Origin of the sequence: Sphingobacterium shayense (genome assembly GCF_013179575.1) — a bacterium.
Taxonomy (GTDB): Bacteria; Bacteroidota; Bacteroidia; order Sphingobacteriales; family Sphingobacteriaceae; genus Sphingobacterium; species Sphingobacterium shayense.
Window position 1 is genome coordinate 1 of sequence record NZ_JABMCQ010000039.1, and the last position, 20,310, is coordinate 20,310.

Annotated in this window: 10 protein-coding genes and 1 pseudogene; 3 read left to right on the forward strand and 8 right to left on the reverse strand. The window is 40.0% G+C overall.

The features are described from left to right. The 8 genes and pseudogenes from HP439_RS06810 to HP439_RS06845 form a co-directional block, all read right to left on the reverse strand. Positions 1–964 (reverse strand): annotated as a pseudogene (locus HP439_RS06810) (transcription-repair coupling factor); the annotation flags it as partial. A 139-nt stretch (positions 965–1,103) separates the two neighbouring features. Continuing rightward, positions 1,104–1,535, reverse strand: a complete 432-nt coding sequence (locus tag HP439_RS06815; RefSeq protein WP_172389591.1) for a nuclear transport factor 2 family protein — start codon at positions 1,533–1,535, stop codon at positions 1,104–1,106. Positions 1,536–1,894: 359 nt separating this feature from the next. After that, a complete protein-coding gene (locus tag HP439_RS06820; RefSeq protein WP_172389592.1) occupies positions 1,895–2,482 on the reverse strand; it encodes an RNA polymerase sigma factor in 588 nt (195 codons plus the stop codon). 185 nt (positions 2,483–2,667) lie between these two features. Continuing rightward, the gene (locus HP439_RS06825; RefSeq protein WP_172389593.1) at positions 2,668–3,504 is read right to left on the reverse strand and encodes a hypothetical protein; all 837 of its coding nucleotides are present in this window, start codon (positions 3,502–3,504) and stop codon (positions 2,668–2,670) included. A gap of 19 nt (positions 3,505–3,523) precedes the next feature. Further along, positions 3,524–5,218, reverse strand: a complete 1,695-nt coding sequence (locus HP439_RS06830) for a RagB/SusD family nutrient uptake outer membrane protein (protein ID WP_172389594.1) — start codon at positions 5,216–5,218, stop codon at positions 3,524–3,526. Between the two features lie 8 nt (positions 5,219–5,226). Continuing rightward, positions 5,227–8,640, reverse strand: coding sequence for a TonB-dependent receptor (locus HP439_RS06835; RefSeq protein WP_246229294.1), 3,414 nt, complete (start codon positions 8,638–8,640; stop codon positions 5,227–5,229). Between the two features lie 245 nt (positions 8,641–8,885). Next, positions 8,886–10,079, reverse strand: a complete 1,194-nt coding sequence (locus HP439_RS06840; protein ID WP_172389595.1) for a FecR family protein — start codon at positions 10,077–10,079, stop codon at positions 8,886–8,888. Positions 10,080–10,503: 424 nt separating this feature from the next. Then, entirely contained in the window at positions 10,504–14,169 is a 3,666-nt protein-coding gene (locus HP439_RS06845; protein ID WP_172389596.1) for a hybrid sensor histidine kinase/response regulator transcription factor, read from the reverse strand. 241 nt (positions 14,170–14,410) lie between these two features. On the opposite strand from HP439_RS06845, the gene HP439_RS06850 reads away from it, so the two are divergent. From HP439_RS06850 to HP439_RS06860, 3 genes are all read left to right on the forward strand, one after another. Then, positions 14,411–15,475, forward strand: a complete 1,065-nt coding sequence (locus HP439_RS06850; RefSeq protein ID WP_172389597.1) for a GntR family transcriptional regulator — start codon at positions 14,411–14,413, stop codon at positions 15,473–15,475. Positions 15,476–15,575: 100 nt separating this feature from the next. After that, on the forward strand, positions 15,576–18,440 hold the full coding sequence (locus HP439_RS06855; protein ID WP_172389598.1) for a glycoside hydrolase family 2 protein: 2,865 nt from the start codon (positions 15,576–15,578) through the stop codon (positions 18,438–18,440). Positions 18,441–18,983: 543 nt separating this feature from the next. Continuing rightward, positions 18,984–20,309 (forward strand): rhamnogalacturonidase, encoded by a 1,326-nt coding sequence (locus HP439_RS06860; protein ID WP_172389599.1) that lies wholly within the window; start codon positions 18,984–18,986, stop codon positions 20,307–20,309. Position 20,310: the final 1 nt, after the last annotated feature.

A 20,310-nucleotide genomic window follows, 5' to 3' on the forward strand; every position in this document is an offset into this window, starting at 1 on the left:
CTTTGTAGAAAAACTGTTTTCCGAACTCAATGTTCGGAAATTCGAACATGATTTCACTCAACATTCGATCTGTGGTAAAAGTAACTCGTGGATCTACCCATTCGAGATTGGCTTTAATTTCTTTTTCGTCTAAGGCTTTCCAAACTTTCGAGGCCTGTTTATAGCCGTCTTTGATTACATCAAGCGTAAATTGTATGTCTTTGTGCCAAATAACGGAATCTTGGTCTATATACTCCAAAAGAGAAATGTGATTATTACTTAAGAATTTGGATTGTACATTCGGCACGATCGTTACAGTATGCATATTGTTAACCGAGAGTTGTGTTTCAATATTGAAAGTACGAATACTTTCTATCTCATCGCCAAAGAACTCAATACGGTAGGGTAGGTCGTTTGAATAGGAGAAGATGTCGACTATGCCCCCTCGAATGGCAAATTGACCGGGTTGGTAGACAAAATCTACACGCTCAAAGTCGTATTCATATAAAAATTCATTTATGAAATCGATACTGAGCTTTGTGTTCTGCGTAATAGGCAATGTATTTTTCTCGAGGTCATCGCGATTTATTACTTTTTCTGCGATTGCTTCGGGATAAGTCACAACCATTTTAGGTAGTTCCGAAGCATGATTTAACGCACTGAGTGTTTCAGCACGTTGTAATACGTGAGTCGAATCAATCTGAGTGAACTCGAATGCCTTTCTGTAGGAAGCTGGGAAAAATAAAACTTGTTTGTCCAAGATGCTTTCCAGATCACTAAGGAAGTACGAAGCCTGTTCATGAGTCGGTAGGATAAAAATGAAGGGACGTTCCTGAAGGGTGTATGCAGCGGCCGCAATCATAGCGTCGCTAGAACCAATTAAACCTTTAAGATGAATTTTAGGATTTTTGCTCTGTAGCGCTTTTACCAATGCTTTTAGTTGTTCACTTTGAGTGTATTGGACGAGAATTTCTTTTATACCCACGATTTAACCTGTCTTGTTTGCTTTGTGCGAATTTAAGAAAATTATCGGTGACCGGCCTATTTGCTTAAGAAAAAGCTAGTAGGAGATAATCAACAAAGCCCGCCTATTGGCAGGCATTATTGACTTTAGTTGAAACCGGTTAATTTTCCGGGTAGGTAGATACTACTTTACTTATTTTCCAACCCTTCTCTCCATGATTTAAGGTAATATAATCCACGCGGGAGAAATTATCAAACGTCATGGTCACCTTCGCAACACAGGCTTGCCCACTTTCGTCAAGTATCTCGTAACTAGTAGTACAGTTAAGCCTTAGGTTTTTTGTGGTGTTCAGATGTTTTAAATATTCAGATTTGCTGAACGTTTTCTGCGCAGCACAGTTCGTGAATTGGAAATCATCTGTGAATAAATAACGATTAAACTCGGTGTTTCCATTCGTTGCAGCTTCTAGATAGGTCTGTACAATTTTTACTGTTTTGACATCTTTTAAAGGATTGACAAGCGAAGCTGCAATTGCGCTAGCTGAAGTAATCATGATTACGGCAGCGAAGATAGTTGTGATTGTTCTTTTCATGGTAGTATTTTTTAATTGATGTTTCTTGCTATTGATACATCAAAACTACAGCATGAATGTATTGTAACGAATACTTAATAGATCAGTAGAGCGTATTTTTCGGTGAAAGTGGAGATGTTATCGGTGAATATCGCAAATCCAAATTGATGCTCGGTAAGTAGTATTGGAGTTCTCAATATTCTTATTTACAGTGAACAACGTTTGTTTTTGATCGCTTGTTGACTGAATGCATGGCTATATAATAGTTCTGTTTGTAATATTGACTTCCCTCCATAGTATCGGATGTTAGAATAAACAACTCAGTTTAGAGTGCCAATGTCGTAAATGTTACAATTTCAACCCCTTATCGGGCGCAGAACTTAGGTCAAGGAATGTAAAAACAATGCCAACGTTATTTGATAAAAGGAAATTTTCTTTGATGCGAATATTTCTTTTAAGGTAGATAATGCCTTGGAACGGGCAAAATACACCGTACCTGGGGTTGTATTGAGTTCCTCACAGATTTCTTTCGTTTCTTTTCCATCGATTACCGATAATCGAAAGATTGCCGCCTGTTGTTTAGGAAGCTTATCAATTTCCACCATAATAAGTTCGATAAGTTCGGAATAGATTATTTTAGTCAATATATCCTGATCGCCAGTTCCCAATTCCATCATAAGTGCTTCATCATTGAGGTAATGATTTCGTTTACTTTTTAGATGGTCTAGAGAGCTATTGCGTACAACAAGAAAAAGAAAAGATTTGATATGATCAGTTGAAAGTATTTTTTTTCGACATTCCCATAACTTTACAAATGCATCAGATATTATTTCTGCAGCTACCTGCTCATCCTTTGTATATTTAAACGCAAAAAAGTGAAGAGAACGGCTATATTGATCCATAAAGAATCGCAAAACTGCCTCATTTCCTTGATGTAAATCAGAAATTTGATCGTCACCTGTGTTCATATCTGTGATTGCAAATTATAATTGGTTAACACAAACTTAATGTTTATCCGAGGTATTTAAAAATGCTTTTTTAATTATTCAAGTTATTGTAGAATGAAAACGTTTTCAGCTTTGATAAAGAGAGCTCTATAATGAAAAAGGTCCTTAGTAAATATTCACTAAGGACCTTATAACCCTAGATTCCACTACTCACTTCTAAACATCCAGTACCAGGCAGTCCCCCACGCGACTGCACCAGCCTCGGGGTGACATAAAACCATTTGATCGCCATCTAGCACAAGAATTTCGTATTCATATACAGAAATTTTTTCATTTGGAGAATATCCACCTAGAACGGAAATTCCTTTGGTTGTGAGAAGTCCTTTTGCCCATACCGAGCCGTCCTCGAGTGTAATTTTCTTGGTCATGTCGAAAGAGAAAGTTCCTACTTGGGATTCCCCGTTTGCTTTTAGTTTCGTTAATTTCGCTCCCCGGAGTTCGAAAGTCATCGTTGCTCCCTCTCCTTCTTGTTCTACACCGGATATGCCGTTGAGGTCCGTTAGCGCTACGGCCCACCACGCAGGTTGCCTGCTGGCAAGATATCCACCGTTTCCCCAAACAGCGGGTACTGTACTATCCCAGCTCCATACTTTCTCTACTCCATCTGTTAAAAAGCCCCATTCTGGAGGGACAGGGAATGTCAGTTCATCGATATTCACTTTTACGGTTTTTTCGATCGTTGTTCCATCCGGATTCAGTCCGGTAAAAAGTATTTCGCTCTCCCCTTCAACAACCATCAATATCGTGTCAGCGGATTTTCGTGTTATGCCTACACCGTAGTCCCACGAAGAAAGAACAGGGCTATGGTTCTCTAAGATAACTTTATTACTGTTTTTTCCGTTGACGACAACCGGCGTGGCAGATATATTGAGTTGATCCGCCGTTATAGCGCCCCCTAAATGTAGACGGTCTTCTATTGCGTCACAGCCGACACACATCGTCAGAGAACTCACTACGAGTATAAACTTATAAATATTTTTCATGATCTTTATTAATTTAATATTACCACCCTGGATATTCGTTGTTTGATTCTCCCCAACCCGAATTTTGCGTCAGTATTCCGTTTGATAGTGCTATTTGAGAAGTAGGAATTGCCCAAAAACCACCCGTTTCATTATATCTCGTACTATAACCACCGCCAAAAGCTTTCATTTTAGTGTCGATGGATTTATTTTTTATTGCGACCCCTTCTTGGGTGTCTAATACTGCTGCGGCATCATGCCAACGCATTAAGTCGAAGTATCGGAGCCCCTCAAAAGCGAGCTCCCAACGCCGTTCTTGCTTTAATGCTGTAATGGAATAGTTGACTGGGGGTAAAGCGACTCTCTGGCGGACTCTGTTGAGATTTGTTGCTGTTTCTGTTAATTCGGCGTGCATCAAAAGGACATCTGCAAAGCGAATTAGGACAAGATCTTGCGTATGTGCGAGTTGGTATTCGGCGGGTGCAGCATTTGCTAATATCGCGTAGGATGGCAACAGCTTTTTGTCCGAATCGTATGCTGTGATAGCGATGTATTTCTTTTGCCAAAAGCCGGTCTCTTCCATTTGACTGTCTGCCCCGTATATGTAGTTCTCTAAATCAGTTTCAACATTTATTATTGACCCGGATCGTCGGATGTCGTTAGGCTCCGCGTGCCGCCAAGCGGTCCAAAGCCCAGTATTCACAGGGCCAGCACCCCATCCTTGACCAAAAGGGAAAGTGTCTGCTTGGCCATTGTTAGAACGTAGACCGAAGTGTAAGTTCAATTGGTTTGAATACCCAAGCATATATTGGTCTCCCCAGTCTACTAAGGTTCCAAATTTGATAGCAAAAACGGTTTCTTTATGCCCTTCTCCCGCATATTGAAGGTTGTTGGTTTTCGCATATGGGTAATCGACTTTGGTAAACTCATTAGAATAAGGCCATAAATTCCTAAAATCGCTAAGTAAATCATGCCCACTATTTTTTATACAATCATCTAATAATGCAATAACTTCTGCCTTTTTGATCGTTCCTCCTGACGGAAGCGGTATCTCCGTTGTTTGATAGTATCCTGTATAAAATAGAAATACGCGAGCTAGTAACCCTTCGGCAGCCCATTTAGTAGCATGTCCCGATGCAACACTAGTATATGGTTGGGACGGCATTAGATCTATGGCTGTTTTGAGATCTGCCGCAATTAATGCATAGGTGTCTTTTGCTGGCGACTTAGGTATGTTTTCTACCGCTGTTGAGGTGATTAAGGGGACTTCGCCAAACATTTGAGAAAGCTCAAAATAATATAGAGCTCGTAAAAAATGTACCTCACCCAATAGTTGGTTGAATTGACCATCGCTCGTCCAACCTGTTACCTGTCCTAATGTTTCGATTGCCGTATTTGCACGGAATATACCCTGATAACGTGCGGTCCAAAAAGTTAAGAAGCGATCCGGTTGTGTGTTCATTAAATGATCCAACCCCTGCATATCTTTGTCATTTTCACCTCCCCCCCCGAAGCGATCATCGGAAGCGAGTTCCGCCATATAGAAATGATGATTTTGAATGTTTGAAACAGCAGCGTTTAAGCTTGAGTAAATTCCTGTTACCATTGAATTCGCGTCAGCGACGGTTACGGGAAAATTATCCGTATTCTTTTTATCGTAACTCTCGCTATCTAAAAACTTTTCACAAGAACAGAATATTCCTAGCGTTAAGAAAATTAATATTGTCTTTTTCATAATGGTAGTTAAAATTTAAAATTTAAACCGAACAGAACAGTACGTGGTTGTGGGTAGAACCCTAGATCAATCCCCCCGACCCAAGACTGTGTATTACCATAACCGATCTCTGGATCTAATCCTGAATATTTGGTGAACGTATGTAAGTTTTGAACAGTTGCATATAATCGAATTTGGCCCAGTGGTGATTTCTTCCATAAACTATTTAGATCGTATCCGATCGTAATATTTTGGATTTTCACAAAGTCACCATTCTCAATATAGATATCGGAAATATATTGTGTATTGGTGTGGCTACCGTTTGTAAGCCGAGGGTATTTATTAGAAGTACCTTCTCCATGCCAACGTTGAAAAATTTCAGTGGTATAATTTTGTAAAGGACTGTCGGCGAAAGAGCGGTATGATTTTGCAATTTGGTGACCAAATGAGCCAATGGCTGTGACGGCCAAGTCAATTCCTTTGTACCCAACGGATAAATTCAAACCACCCGAGAAGTCGGGATGTGGATTACCTATATTTATTTTGTCGTCATCTGTAATAGATCCATCTCCGTTTGTGTCCGAAAATATAATATCACCAGGCTGCGCAGTGGGTAAAACGCCGATGCCCCGGCTGCGTAAATCTTCGATTTGTTGCTGGTTTTGAAATATGCCATCAGTTTTATACCCATAAAAATATCCAATAGGATAGCCAACCTGCGCGCGATACATTTCAGTAGTTCCCTGACTCAATACGTCCCTATCTCCGTGGATTATACCTTCTCCATTTGCTATTCGAAGAACTTTATTCTTGTTGTAAGCTCCATTAATTCCAATAGTATAGCGGAAATCGCCTTTGGTGTCACTCCAGTTTAAACCGACTTCAATCCCTTTATTTTCAACATCACCTCCGTTAATAAATGGTGCGTCTGTTCCGTAAATGGCAAGCACAGGCGCGCGAACTAACCAATCTTTGGTAGTTTTTTTATACCAATCAAAAGTAGCTGAAAGTTTGTTGGCGACGAATCTAGCATCAAAACCAAAGTTTAATTGTTCTGACGTTTCCCAGCTTACATCTGGATTGGGAAGAATATCTGGGTAAGCTCCACGATTAAGGGAACTCATGTTGTTCCCGAAATAATATCCGTTTTGGTTATTGGTTGACACCGTAGAGAGATACATAAAAGGATCGATGTTGGCGTTTCCATTTTGTCCCCAGCTAACGCGCCACTTTAAAAAATTAACCCAATTATTGTTTCGCAGAAAATCTTCGTTGGTTATAATCCAACCGAGTGACCCTGATGGAAAATATCCCCAGCGATTTCCGCTAGCAAAATTTGAAGATCCGTCCGCCCGTATCGTAAAAGAAGCTAAATATGTTTCATCGATATTGTAATTCGCGCGACCAAAGAAAGATGCGATCGACCCTATCGGCCAGTGTACGCCTCCAACACTTGGGATAAAACCCTCATAACCTTGACCATTCGTTACCCATGCCTTGGACCAATCTCCGGGAAAGATAGAGTTTGATGTAGTTACACTAAGGTCTTCGCCTAAGCCACTCTTTTCTGTCGATTGACCTATTACCATGTCTAATTGGTGTCCGGTTATAGGTTGTAACTTGTAACTAAGCGTATTCTCGAGTACCCAGCTATAGCCTATGCCTTGATTTTGTGAAATATCATCGACAGCATTAGCAAGTGTTGTCGATAACTCATAAGTCGGGGTGTATTGTCGGTAGGACGACGCGCTAAGCCTATATCCAAAGTTTGATCGAAAGACTAAATCTTCGATCGGTTGGATCTCAACATATGCGTTGGCAAATAAGCTATGCGTTTTACTTAAATTTTGGCCTCTTCTATAATCCATTTCTGCAATTGGATTGGCCGTGGCACCATCAAAATTCCATTGGTCAGAAACCTTACTGGAATGGTCATAATACCCACCGTTATCGTTGTAGACAGGGAGTAGCGGGTTTCCTATTAGTAAATTATGAACATCATTCCAGTAAATGTTACCTATCCCTATTCCTGATTTATTGTTATAACCGTAACTGATATTTTCTCCGATCTTAACAACGTTGAAACGATCGTTTTTTAATAAGACATGTTCTGAATTTATACGAGCAGTATGACGTTGGAAATCAGGCGCTACCGGTTTTCCTATAATTCCTTCGCGGTTGCTAATCGAATATCCTAAAGAGAATTTAGAAATATCCGATCCACCGATAAGATTAATTGATGTGTTTTGTAGTAAAGCGTTGTCATTATACGCTTCTTTAAACCAATTTGTTCCTTGCCAGGTACCATCTATAATTTGTTGATATTGGTTCGGGATTTCTGATGCCCAATCATAAGGACTACTGCCTTCATTAAACATTCGCTCGTCTTGAATTGCCATATATTCCCGTGCATTTAGTAATGAAGGAAGTTTATAAGCATTTTGAAACCCTATATAATTGTCAACTTGGAGCGTAGTTTTACCTTGCTTACCTTGTTTTGTGGTAACCAATACAACTCCATTAGCTGCTCTGGCACCATATATCGCCGCTGAGGCAGCATCTTTCAATATATCGACACTTTCGATATCGGACGGATTTAACATATTAATATCTCCTCCCGAAATACCGTCAATCACATACAGCGGGCTGGCATCGTGGATTGTTCCTATTCCGCGTATGTTAACTTTAAAATTTTCCCCTGGCATCCCTGAACTTTGCGTAATCTGCACTCCGGGTGATTGGCTCTGTAAAGCTTCAAGTATATTTGGTGTGCTTAATTTTTCTAAGTTTTCACCTTTAACTTGTACTGTTGCCCCAGTTGTTAGCTTCTTCTTTTGCGTTCCGTAGCCTATGACTACCACTTCTTCCAGATCACCAAGACTACGTTTTAACGTTATACGCAGTGAGTTTGAAGGGTCGATACTGACGTTCTGACTAATAAAGCCCACCGAACTTATTGTTAAAATCGTATTGTCGGGCACAATATTAATACTGAAATTACCATTTGAGTCGCTTGTTGTGCCGCTTTTAGTATTCTGCACGGTGATGCTCGCTCCTTCAATCGGCTTTCCCTGTTCATCTGTAATTACACCCCGGACAATACGTTGCATTACTGTTTTCGATTTAACCACAGTCGGAGCTGGTGATTTGATATGTGCACGGCGTAAAATTATTGTGCCGTCGCTCAATTCCCATGCGATAGGCTTTCCTTTAAATATAGTTGCCAGAGCTTCGTCTAAGCGAACCTCATTTAGTTGTACGGTTATTTTTGTGTCAGCTATTTCCTTCCCGTTAAGTAGGAAGGGTATACCGCTTTGTTTCTGTACAGATTGCATCACTTTTATCAACGGTGAATCTACGGCATGAATCGAAATCTGTTGTGCGAATCCGCTGGCTGAAAGCTTAAGGATACTTAAAAGAGTTAATAGGATGGTTAGTTTCATATACAATATCCAACTTTTAATTGTGGGTTTGACAGCTTTGCTGCCATAGTCAATTTGTTGTATAAAAATCATATTTTTGTACAGTTAAGATTACTTATTGATTAAAGGTTATTTTATGCTAGCTTTTAGATTTTGAGTTTTCAAAACGATTCCGGGTAGCGGTGTGAGAGACCGTTGTCCGGTTTTTTATGCGTAGCATGCATTATGTTGGGTGAAGAATAGTTGTTGATCTCATAGAGGTTTTTTTAGTACATGACAGTTAACACTATTTTTTTATTTTGACGTTTTGCTGTGAATTTGATGCCACTTTTTTGTAATAGATCGAGTACCTCGGATAAGCTTTTCCCGCGCGATATTTCCCCATATAGAAATGTGTTTTTATACTCTCCTTGGTAATTTATTTGTAGGTCATACCAACGACTGAGCGTGCCCATAACCTCTGGTAACGGCGTTTCAAAAAAGAGAAATTTGTTATCTTTCCACGCGATATAGTTATTGATATCGACCTTTTTGATGCTTAATTTACTCCCGGGACCTTTGTTAGTCGCTTGTTGGTTTGGAGCTAGGCGGAGGGTTTCGTTGCCTGCGTGAAGGTCGACTATTCCTTCAACCAAAGTAGTAATGATTTCTTGATCTTCTGGATAAGCCTTTACGTTGAATGCAGTTCCTTTTACTTCAATTGTCTGATGTTCACAATGAACCCGAAAAGGGACTCTTTTGCCTGCATTAGTGATTTTTGCAATCTCAAAATACGCTTCTCCCTTTATGGTCACAACACGAGTATCTTTAGTGAATGCTAAGGGATAGGTTAGTGTCGACATCGAATTCAGCCAAACTTTGCTTCCGTCCGGTAAAACGACGTGATATTTGCCCCCTTTAGGTACATTAATGGTTGCAGTTAGCCTTTCGAGCTTTTCATTTCCTATATTCAAAATTTCCGTACCGTCTTTGTAACTTAAGTTCTGGCCCATGATGATGCCATCTTTATCTGCACGTAGATCAATATTTTTACCATTTGATAGGGTAAGCGTGGCATTTTGGTCACCTCCTACTATCTGAGTTAAATCAACAACTTGTTGATCTAAACCATCGGGAGTGCGTTGTAAAAAAGTAATAGTCATTGTGATCAACAATATAGCCGCTGAGGCGTATGTGATGAATACTCGTTGCTGGATCCTTTTTGCTTTTTTGGCGTTCGTTATTTTTGTAAGCGTTTTTGCTTTTATGGTTTCTAGCCAATGTTCGTCCTGATGTTGTTGCAGCTCAAGCCAAGTTAACGTGTCTTCGTATATTTGGTCGTTTTCCGTTATCTCATAAAAGAATTTTTCGTTCTTAGAGTCTTGCTTACGCCAATTCTCTAAAAGAATAAGCTCATCTTTAGTAATACGATTTTCAAGATATTTTTTTAGTAGGGCCGCGATTCCCTGTGTTGAATGCATGAGTTTATAATGTTGGTTACGTTCTATAACGAAACCGAAAAGGAAACCTTAGTAACTATATCATTTTTTTTTAAAAATAATTTTGAACTAACAAATAATACAAGGCAAGGCGGGGCGATTCTAGCAATTGATTTAGGCATCTTAAATATGTGTTTAATATCGATTGGGACCCGCTTGAGTGAGAAATTCAACAATAAAACACCCCCTAGCGTAAGGGGGTGTTTTGTGATATCGCTAACACATTTAAAATAGGTGACTATTTGCGATCAAGGGCAAGCTCAATCCAATCAAGAAGTGTTATTGCGAGCTAAACAGTGGCTTGTCATTGCAATTAAGCTTCCGTTTAGACACGATTAAAACCGTTAATGCAATAATCGTATTTTCCGAGAACATTCGCATCCTGAGCTGTCCTGAAAGGGACTAATCAATTAGGATCAGGTGCGGTTTTGTTATACTGACGTGCAAATGCGCTAGGTGATACGCCGAACTTTTGTTTAAAACTCTTTCTAAAATACTCTGGGTCATTGAAACCAACTGTGTAAGCTGTCTCGCTGATTGTTAGATTTTTACTTTGAAGGAGTTGGGCGGCGCGTTTTAATCGTACTTCCTTAATGAAGTCATTCATGGAGTAGCCAGTTAACGCTTTCATCTTTCTGTATAGCTGTGCGCGGCTTAATCCTAATGACGTACATATTTTGTCGATCTTCAAATCGGAGTCCGCTAGATGACTTTCGACGAATTGCATAACATTCTTCATCAGCACTTCATCGGGAGATTGGATGTCCAGTTTGCTAGGTTCAAGATAAATTTGCGTTTTAAATTTTTCTTGCATACGCAAGCGTAGTAACAGTTGGTTTCGTACCTTAAGCGCAAGGATTGGTAGATGGAACGGCTTGACAATATAATCGTCCGCACCGGTTTGAAGGCCTTCAACTTCGTACTCTACAAGGGTTCGAGCTGTTAATAAAATCACTGGAATGTGACATAGGAGCAGATCTGTTTTTACATGTCGTACAAAATTGATGCCGTCTAACTTGGGCATCATAACATCGCTAATAATTAGGTCGGGTACGTGTTTACGGGCTTGCGCCAGCCCCTCAAGGCCATCACAAGCTAAAATGACAGCGTGTTCTTTCCTGAAAAAATTGGCGAGATACTCACGCATCTCTTGGTTATCTTCGACTAATAACAAGGTGCTCTCAGGAAGTTTTGACCGTAAATCAACGGGGGTGGCATGCACTGTAACTTGCGGCGGAAATTCTATAGTCCTGTTCGCTAGCATCTGTTCCTCGGGTGTAGTGTCTTGTATCGGCAAGGTGATAGTAAAAATCGTTAAATTACGCCCTTTTGTCCCTCGCCGGCTCTGGGCACCGATTGAACCGCCATGCATTTCTATTAATAATTGGCTATAAGTTAGTCCGAGGCCGGATCCACCAGGTACGGCGGTTTTGCCTTGCAAAAATGGCTTGAAAATCAAATCGAGATCTTCATTGTCTATTCCTATTCCATTGTCGATTACATCTATCCGAACTTCCGTAGTGTTATGTCGAGCACGTAATTTTATCATTTTGCCAGCGGCGGTGTATTTTAGGGCGTTTGATAGCAAGTTATATAACACTTTTTCTATTTTATCGGCATCGGCAAAAAAAGAGAGCGTTGGTGATACTACATCTAGCTTTAGCTGAACATTTTTTTGTTTGGCTTCTTGAGAAAAAGAATTTATAATTTTCGAGGCTAGAGCGATGAGGTCTAACTGTTCGCCGTGAAATATTTCTTTCCCTGTCTCAAAACGTCGTATGTCGAGTAACTGGTTTACTGTCTTTAATAATCTCTTCCCATTTTTCTCCATCGTCATCAACTGATCTTGCGCTTCCGGGATATTTCGGTGCCAGTCTTTCAGTTGCTGAATAGGGGATAGGATTAAGGATAAAGGTGTTTTGATTTCGTGTGAAATATTGGTGAAAAACTGTACTTTATTGTTGTGCAATTCCCTATCTTTTGCATAAAGTAGTGCTTCATAATTTAGACGTGACTTAAGTTTGGTATATCGCGTGATATAGTGATAGAACGCATATAATAGCCCCAGCCCAATCAACATATATAGTGCATAAGCCTGACTGCTGGCCCAAATCGCTGGAGCGACATGTAGCTTTAGTTCGGTTGGACGCGGGGTCCATACCCCGTCACTATTGCTTGCAAGGACCTTAAACGTATATTCCCCAGGCGCTAAATTCGAATAGCTGGCGACTCGTTTTGTTGCGTCTGTATAGATCCAGTCTTGATCAAAGCCTTCCAGCATATAAGCGTACTTGTTTCCACCTGGGTTCGCAAAATGTAGCCCGGCAAACTCAATACTTATGGTTTTGTCTCTGTGATTAAGGTTAAGCTGCTTTTGTAAATATAATGGTTCCTGGAGCACCACTCGACCATTTAGCTTCTGGTTGACCTGGATGGGCTCGTTCAAAATACGAAGTTCCGTGAACACAATTTTCGGTGGTGATGGGTTCGTTTTAATACTATCGGGAGAGAAGTAGGTAATTCCTTTGTTGCCGCCATAATACAGTCTGTTTTCCCCATGGGCCTTATAAGCCGATCCCTCAATGAACTCACTATTTAGAAGCCCATCCTTCTTAGTGAAAGTACGTAAGGAAAAGTCCATTTTATTGATTCTAGAAATACCCTGTTTGTGACTTACCCATATGTATCCAATATCATCTTCGAGGATTCCAGCAATCGTGCCTTTGGGCCAAAGTTCTGAAATACGAGAAAGATGTTTAATTGTCCCTGTTTTCGGTTCGTAAAGATCTAATCCATTCCCTGTGCCAATCCAAATGCGATTTTGGGAATCTTCCAAAATGCTATATACTCTGTTATCGCTGAGCGAACTAGCCCCGTTTCTTCCGTGCTGAAGTAGTTTTACGCGTGTAAGCTCGTTTTCTCCTTTTTTATTAAACACGGCGATTCCTCCGCCCTCAGTACCAACCCAGAGTTGGTCTTTACTATCTTGGAATATAGTCCAAACGTGCGCATAAGGCAGGGATTCCCCTGGGACAATATGGATTAGCTTACCCGTCCGACGTATGTATTTGAATAGTCCATTCCAACTTCCAAACCAGAGGTTCGTGTGTTCATCTTCTATAATACTGAATACTGCTGTGTTGAAAATCAGAGAGTCATCTATTCGGTGCATAACTTGGGTCGAAGGGTCAAAGTAATCCACACCAGTTTGGCTACCAATCCATATCAAACCTTTTGAATCACAAAAGACCTTTTTGATGTAGTTATTCTGCAAAGAGTGCACATTGCTTGGGTTATGTTGAAACTGATGGTATTTGCCTTCTTTAGTGATTAATGTAAGACCTTTACTTCTTGTTCCAGCCCATAGGTTTCCATTTTCGTCTTTTGCTAACGAACGTATCGTATTTTCGACTAGTGAATTTAATTTACTTGGATGGCGATAGATGTTATGGAATGGTGTAGCTTCTAGGTAGCTTCGGTTTATTCCATTACCGTAGGTACCAAGCCACAATACATGCTCTTCGTCCAGAAAAATATCACTGATGTATCCGTCGTTAAGTCCCCATGGATCTGTTACTGCAGCTTGATAGAACTTTTGTTTTCCTGTAGGTAGATGGGTCTCAACAACAGAAGTCGTTGGTTCATCGAGGTGCCATCTTGTTTTTTTATAGGAGAAATTAACACTGAGCTTGTGCGCACGCCGGTTGATTTTGTTTAAGAATTCTGCAGATAACGTGTTTTGTGCGACCCAATCGAAATTGTCGGTTTGATAATTATACCGGCAAACGTAGTTCTCATCGAATGTCGATATCCATAAATCACCATTTCCATCCAAAAGGATATTATGTATCCTATTATTTATTATACTCTTAGCATCTTGTGGGTCATATCGATACACACGTAAGCTATAGCCGTCATATCTACATAAGCCAGACCACGTTCCGAACCACATAAAGCCATATTTGTCTTTGGCAATACCATGGATTGTACTATGTGGAAGGCCGTCGTCTGATGTGATATGATCGAATTTTAATTGCAAAAACTGTCCCCACACTAGGTTAGGAGTGCTCATTACAGTAACGAGGAGTATGGTATTCAGAATTAAAGGTAGGGACCACTTTTGGGTAATCATATCGGCAATATAAATTGGATATGTTAAAAATACAAAAAAGTATATACAATATGGTTTTCCACTTCGGTACTGGATATAGTAAAAAAATGATCCATTTTTATGGGGGTTTTGAATCAAATTTATGGGGTAACAGCGAGAATTGTCGTTTAGCTTTGGTTAACTGATATATAAACCCCTTTCTATGGAAACTTTAATACTCCCTTCAAGCTCGCGTAGCGTTGTCAATGCTGAGCTAGTGCGCTCTATTAAGATCAGTGATTTTTCAGCCACTCCTAAGTATATACAACTGGCTGAAGCAATTGTCGAGGCGATAAAAGGAAAAATTATTAAAATTGGAGATCCACTACCTTCTATTAACGATTTAAGTTATCAGCTGCAGATAGCGAGAGACACTGTCGAAAAAGGGTATAGGAAATTACGTAACGAAGAGATAATTGCGTCCTCACCAGGGAAAGGATATTTTGTCTCCAGCGAACAGTCTTTTGATTTACGTATTGTCGTATTCTTAAATAAACTGAGTGCACACAAAAAAATAGTTTATGATGCTTTAGCAGCAGAGCTTGGAGCCAAGGCTTCCATCGATCTATTTGTGTATAATAGCGACATTAATTATCTGCGTACTCTGATTCAAGGATTATCGCGCAATTATGATAATTATGTTGTCTTCCCATATTTTAAAGAAGGGCGCGATAAAGCTGTGGATGTGCTTAAACTTATCCCGAAAGATAAATTGTTATTACTTGGTCATGAGATTGAAGGCCTTAAAGGCGAGTTTGCTGTTGTTTACGAAAACTGCGAAAAAGATATCTATCAGGCCTTGTCGAGTATTCGGGAGCCACTTTCAAAATACGAACGTATAAAGCTAGTCTTTCCTAACCATAGTGATTATCCCAAATCCATAATAAAAGGGTTTTACAAATTTTGTCAGGATTTTGCTTTTGAACATATGCTTGTTGATAGCTTGCGTCGTGAAAATATAAAGGCAGGAACTTGCTATCTAAATTTGGTGGAAGATGATTTGGTTTATCTTTTGGATAAAGTAAGCAACAAGGGCTTAGAAATTGGTCGCCAAGTTGGTGTAATATCCTATAATGAGACCCCGTTGAAGAAATTTATATTAAATGGAATTACAACAGTATCGACTGATTTTAAGTTGATGGGTGAATTTGCGGCAGCCGCTATCTTAAATAACCTTAAGATGCGTTTGGAAGTGCCTTTCTATACCATATTACGACCATCGGTCTAGTGTATTGTGGCGAGGTCTATTTTTTGACAGGATACCTCAGGATGCGAAAAAGGATATAACTGCCTAGTTTCGCTTTATTCTAATTTATTCACTAATTATCATGCTGAACCTTTTTACTGGTTTTATTTGTTGTTTGCTTTCTTTTATTACACTTACCGGTGTATACGCACAAACCAATAAGCAAGTACATTACCTTTCCGGTAGAGACAACGAGAATACGGTGGAGTGGGATTTTTGGGTAACCGGAGGTCGCCAAGCCGGTAAATGGTCTCGTATCGCTGTGCCTAGCCATTGGGAGCAGGAGGGTTTCGGATCTTATAATTATGGCCGCGATTATGTTACCTACGGTAAGAATTTCCGTTTTCACGATGAAAAAGGAATATATCGACATAGTTTCCAGGTACCCGGGGAATGGCAAGGGAAGAAGGTGTCGATTGTATTTGAAGGATCTATGACCGATACAGAGGTAAAGATCAACGGGCAGCCCGCAGGTGAAATTCACCAAGGGTCTTTTTATCGATTTGAGTATGATATTTCTGATAAAATAAAATATGGGCGGCAGAATCAGCTTGAAGTCACTGTTTCGAAAATGTCTTCCGAACAAACAGTAAACAATGCAGAACGGTTGGCTGATTACTGGATTCTTGGAGGGATATACAGACCGGTTTATCTGACAATCACACCAAAGGAACATATCGCTTGGACTGCTATAGATGCACGAGCGGATGGATCCTTTTTTACTGAAGTACATTTGGAGAATATCTCTGTCGCTCAAAAGCTTCGTGTTGATATTAAAAATAAAGAAGGTCGAGTAGTGGGTAGTAATTTCGTGGTTTTGGCCAAAGGTGATTCCGTGAAACGGTTAAAACTAAAAATAGCACGGCCTAAGCAATGGACGGCAGAATCACCGAACCTGTATCATGCGGAATTTACTTTGCTCGACGAAAATCAGCAATTGTACGTAACTAGGGAAAGATTTGGCTTTCGAACCATAGAAATTAGACAGGGCGATGGCCTATATGTTAACGGGGTAAAAGTAAAGATGAAGGGTGTTAACCGCCATGTTTGGTGGCCGGAAACTGGCCGGTCTGTTAATGCGAAGTTAGATTTAAAAGATGTGGAGCTTATCAAAGAAATGAATATGAACGCTGTTCGTTGTTCCCATTATCCTCCAGATAAATCATTTTTAAATTATTGTGATTCTCTCGGTCTCTATGTTCTCGATGAACTTGCGGGATGGCAGAAAGCGTACGGTACCACCGTGGGTAAAAAACTCGTTCGGGAGATGGTCATTCGTGATGTCAACCACCCGTCTATAATTTTATGGAGTAACGGTAATGAAGGTGGCCATAACATGGAGTTAATCGATGAATATGCAAAGTATGATCTTTCGAACCGGAATGTTATCCACGCTCATCATCGTCCGGGCCATGCCATTAATGGAATCGATGGGAACCATTATGAGAACTATGCCTCCACGCAAGAAATTTTGCAAGGACCAAATATCTATATGCCTACAGAATTTCTGCATGCACAGGACGATGGAGGTGCGGCCGCTGGCCTAGCTGATATGTGGGAGCTGCACTGGACGGCTAAGCTTGGTGGTGGGGGATTTATTTGGAATTTTGCGGACGAAGGAATTGTTCGGACAGATTTTAACGGTGCTATAGATGTGAATAAAGTAAACGCACCGGACGGAATCTTAGGTCCTCACCGAGAAAAGGAAGGTAGTTTTTATGCAATTAAAGAAATATATGCTCCTGTTCATATTACAATGAAGACACTACCTGAAGATTTCGACGGGGGTATAACGGTTGAGAACAGGTATCATTTTACAAATCTTTCAGCTTGTCAATTTACCTATAAACTTGTTCGTTTTCAAGATCCGTTTGCAACCGATACAAGTGTGGCTAATGAAGTGTTATTTACAGCCGATGCGCCAGCCGTAGCTCCATTAGAAGAAGGGATACTATCTCTTAGATTAGAAGACGATTGGAAGAAATATCATGCTCTTTTGTTAACTGCCATCGATCCTCACGGAAAAGAGATCTATACATGGAGTTGGAGAATACAAAACAATAAAGCGATAACTTCTCAAATTCTTCCAAATTCGATACAGGGGAATGTCAAAAGTAGCCTCGACAGCATTCACTATATACTTACTGGCGGAGGAATCACCGCTTTTATCTCTAAAGAAACGGGGCTTCTTGCCGACCTTTCTAATGATTACAGCATGAAAATTGCTTTTAGCAATGGTCCTGTCTTGATTAACGGATCTTCGAAAATGCAAAGTGCGGAAACCTTTGAGAACGGTGAAGAGAAAGGTGTTTTGTTTACTTATCAAGGTGATCTTTCATACATACGCTGGACAATGCGTCCCGACGGGTGGCTAAAACTCGATTACGAATACCGAATGAATGGCGAACGTCCATATGCAGGTGTTAGCTTTAACTACCCGGAAAACTATATTATCTCCGCAAAATGGTTAGGAAGTGGACCTTATAGAGTGTGGAAAAACCGACTTCAGGGTGTGACTTTAAACACATGGGAAAATATCTACAACGATTCTAAGGCAGGCATCGGACCATGGATTTTTCCTGAATTTAAAGGCTATTTTTCTGATGTGAGTTGGGTGCAATTTAATACAACACAAGGGAAGTTTGTCGTAGCAACTGAACAAGATGATATGTTTTTGCGACTATTTGAATTTTACGGTATTTCGGGTCCGAAAAATTACCCCGAACTGCCACCGGGAGATATCTCTTTTCTGGATGCGATTCCTGCCATTGGTACCAAACTAGCAATGGGAATAAATAGTAACGCGCAAGTCAATGGGCCAGCAGGAAAGATGACGAAATTCGAACGACCCGTATTCCGGACGCTATATTTTTATTTCGGTACACCAAAAAATCAGCACGTGGTACCGCAATTTGTAATGCCAAAGGAAAATATACTTACCGATTAGCGTTTATTCGTTGGTATAGGAGAAAAAATACTCAGTTTAGTTAGTTTATGTCTTAGGATGGCGCCGATCGGTTAGCCATCCTTTGTTTGAACGAAATGTAGCTAAAGGTAGTAATTGTATCTCTAGTTGAAAATAAGGATCGATTGATCTCAGCTTAAAATATTGAGAATACTGCGCGACTGAGATACGATTGGTAAATCAAGCAGATTGCTCTGGCAGAATTAGGATAACAGTTTTATTACATTTGATGAGCTGATCATAATATATCCTCTGTGATGCTCTTGGAGGTTTTTGTCCATTTGTAATAGACTTAACAGGACACTACAGGTTGCCTTTGACAGTATTTGTTGATAGATTAGAGAAGTAATAGTTGAACAGTGCCAAATAAGTGCTAGTGAAGAACACTGCAGACCGCCTCCAACGACAATGGAACGCTAGCTGATAAATGCAAATTCTCCATTACACGCCTTTAAGACACTGGACTCTAAATATAGCTAACCAATAAGATAGGTCGATGAATCTACTTATAACGAATAAATATCCATGAAAAATAAAACTGTACTGTCGATTGTATTTTTAGTTTCCCTTTCGATCACTTCGTTGGCCCAAGGACGTTTTCCGGACGGAACGCCTATTTCCGATTGGTTTAAAAAGGTGCAACCCACTAACGTTGAGTCTCTAGGTAAGGCTTATCGTATCACGGATTTTGGAATCGTGCAAGATAGTACATTAGTGCAGACCGATAAGATACAAGCAGTAATTGACAGAGCGTTTGAAAGTGGGGGCGGTGTAGTTGTAATACCTAAGGGAACCTTTTTGAGTGGTTCATTATTTTTTAAAGAAAATACTCATCTTCATCTTGAAGATGATGCCGTCTTGAAAGGTAGTGACGATATTAGCAACTTCGCCTTGTTAGAAACTCGAATGGAGGGTCAAACCGTCAAATATTTTTCGGCTTTGGTGAATGCAGATAATGTAGATGGATTTACCGTTTCTGGTACAGGAACGCTTGATGGCAACGGGTTGAGATATTGGAAAGCATTTTGGTTGCGGCGTGCTTTTAATCCTGACTGTACAAATATGGACGAAATGCGGCCTCGTATTTTGTATGTATCAAATTCAAAGGACGTTCAGATCTCTGGGATAAAAATGAAAAACTCGCCTTTTTGGACTTCACATTATTATCGCTGTGAAAATTTGAAGCTAATCGATCTACATATCTCTGCCCCTGCGGAACCTGTCAAAGCTCCAAGTTCGGATGCAATTGACCTCGATGTTTGCCATAATGTTCTAATCAAGAACTGTTATCTTTCGGTCAATGATGATGCAATTGCACTTAAAGGGGGAAAGGGGCCACATGCTGATAAGGATCCCGATAATGGAGCAAATTACAATATAATTATAGAAGATACAGCTTTTGGATTTTGTCATAGTGCGTTAACTTGCGGCAGTGAATCTATTCACAGCTATAATATCATCTTCAGAAACAACACATTGAATAAAGCGAAAAAGCTTTTACAACTAAAAATGCGACCAGATACACCGCAACTTTACGAACATATCGTGATGGAGAATGTAAAAGGGAATGCAGGAAGTCTACTTTTTGTAAAACCTTGGACCCAGTTCTTTAATTTAAAAGGGGAAGAGGGAATAAAACTTTCCTATGCGAAAAATATCACGCTTCGGAATATAGATTTAGATGTGAATATTCTTTTTGATGTGATTAATTCTGATCAATATAAGTTGTCTAGTTTTACGTTTGAAAATATGGATGTACAAGCAAAGAAGCCGGACATACATCAGGCATATATCGAGGACTTTACACTTAAAAACGTGACCGTAAATGGTGAGCTCGTGAAGCAGAACTAAG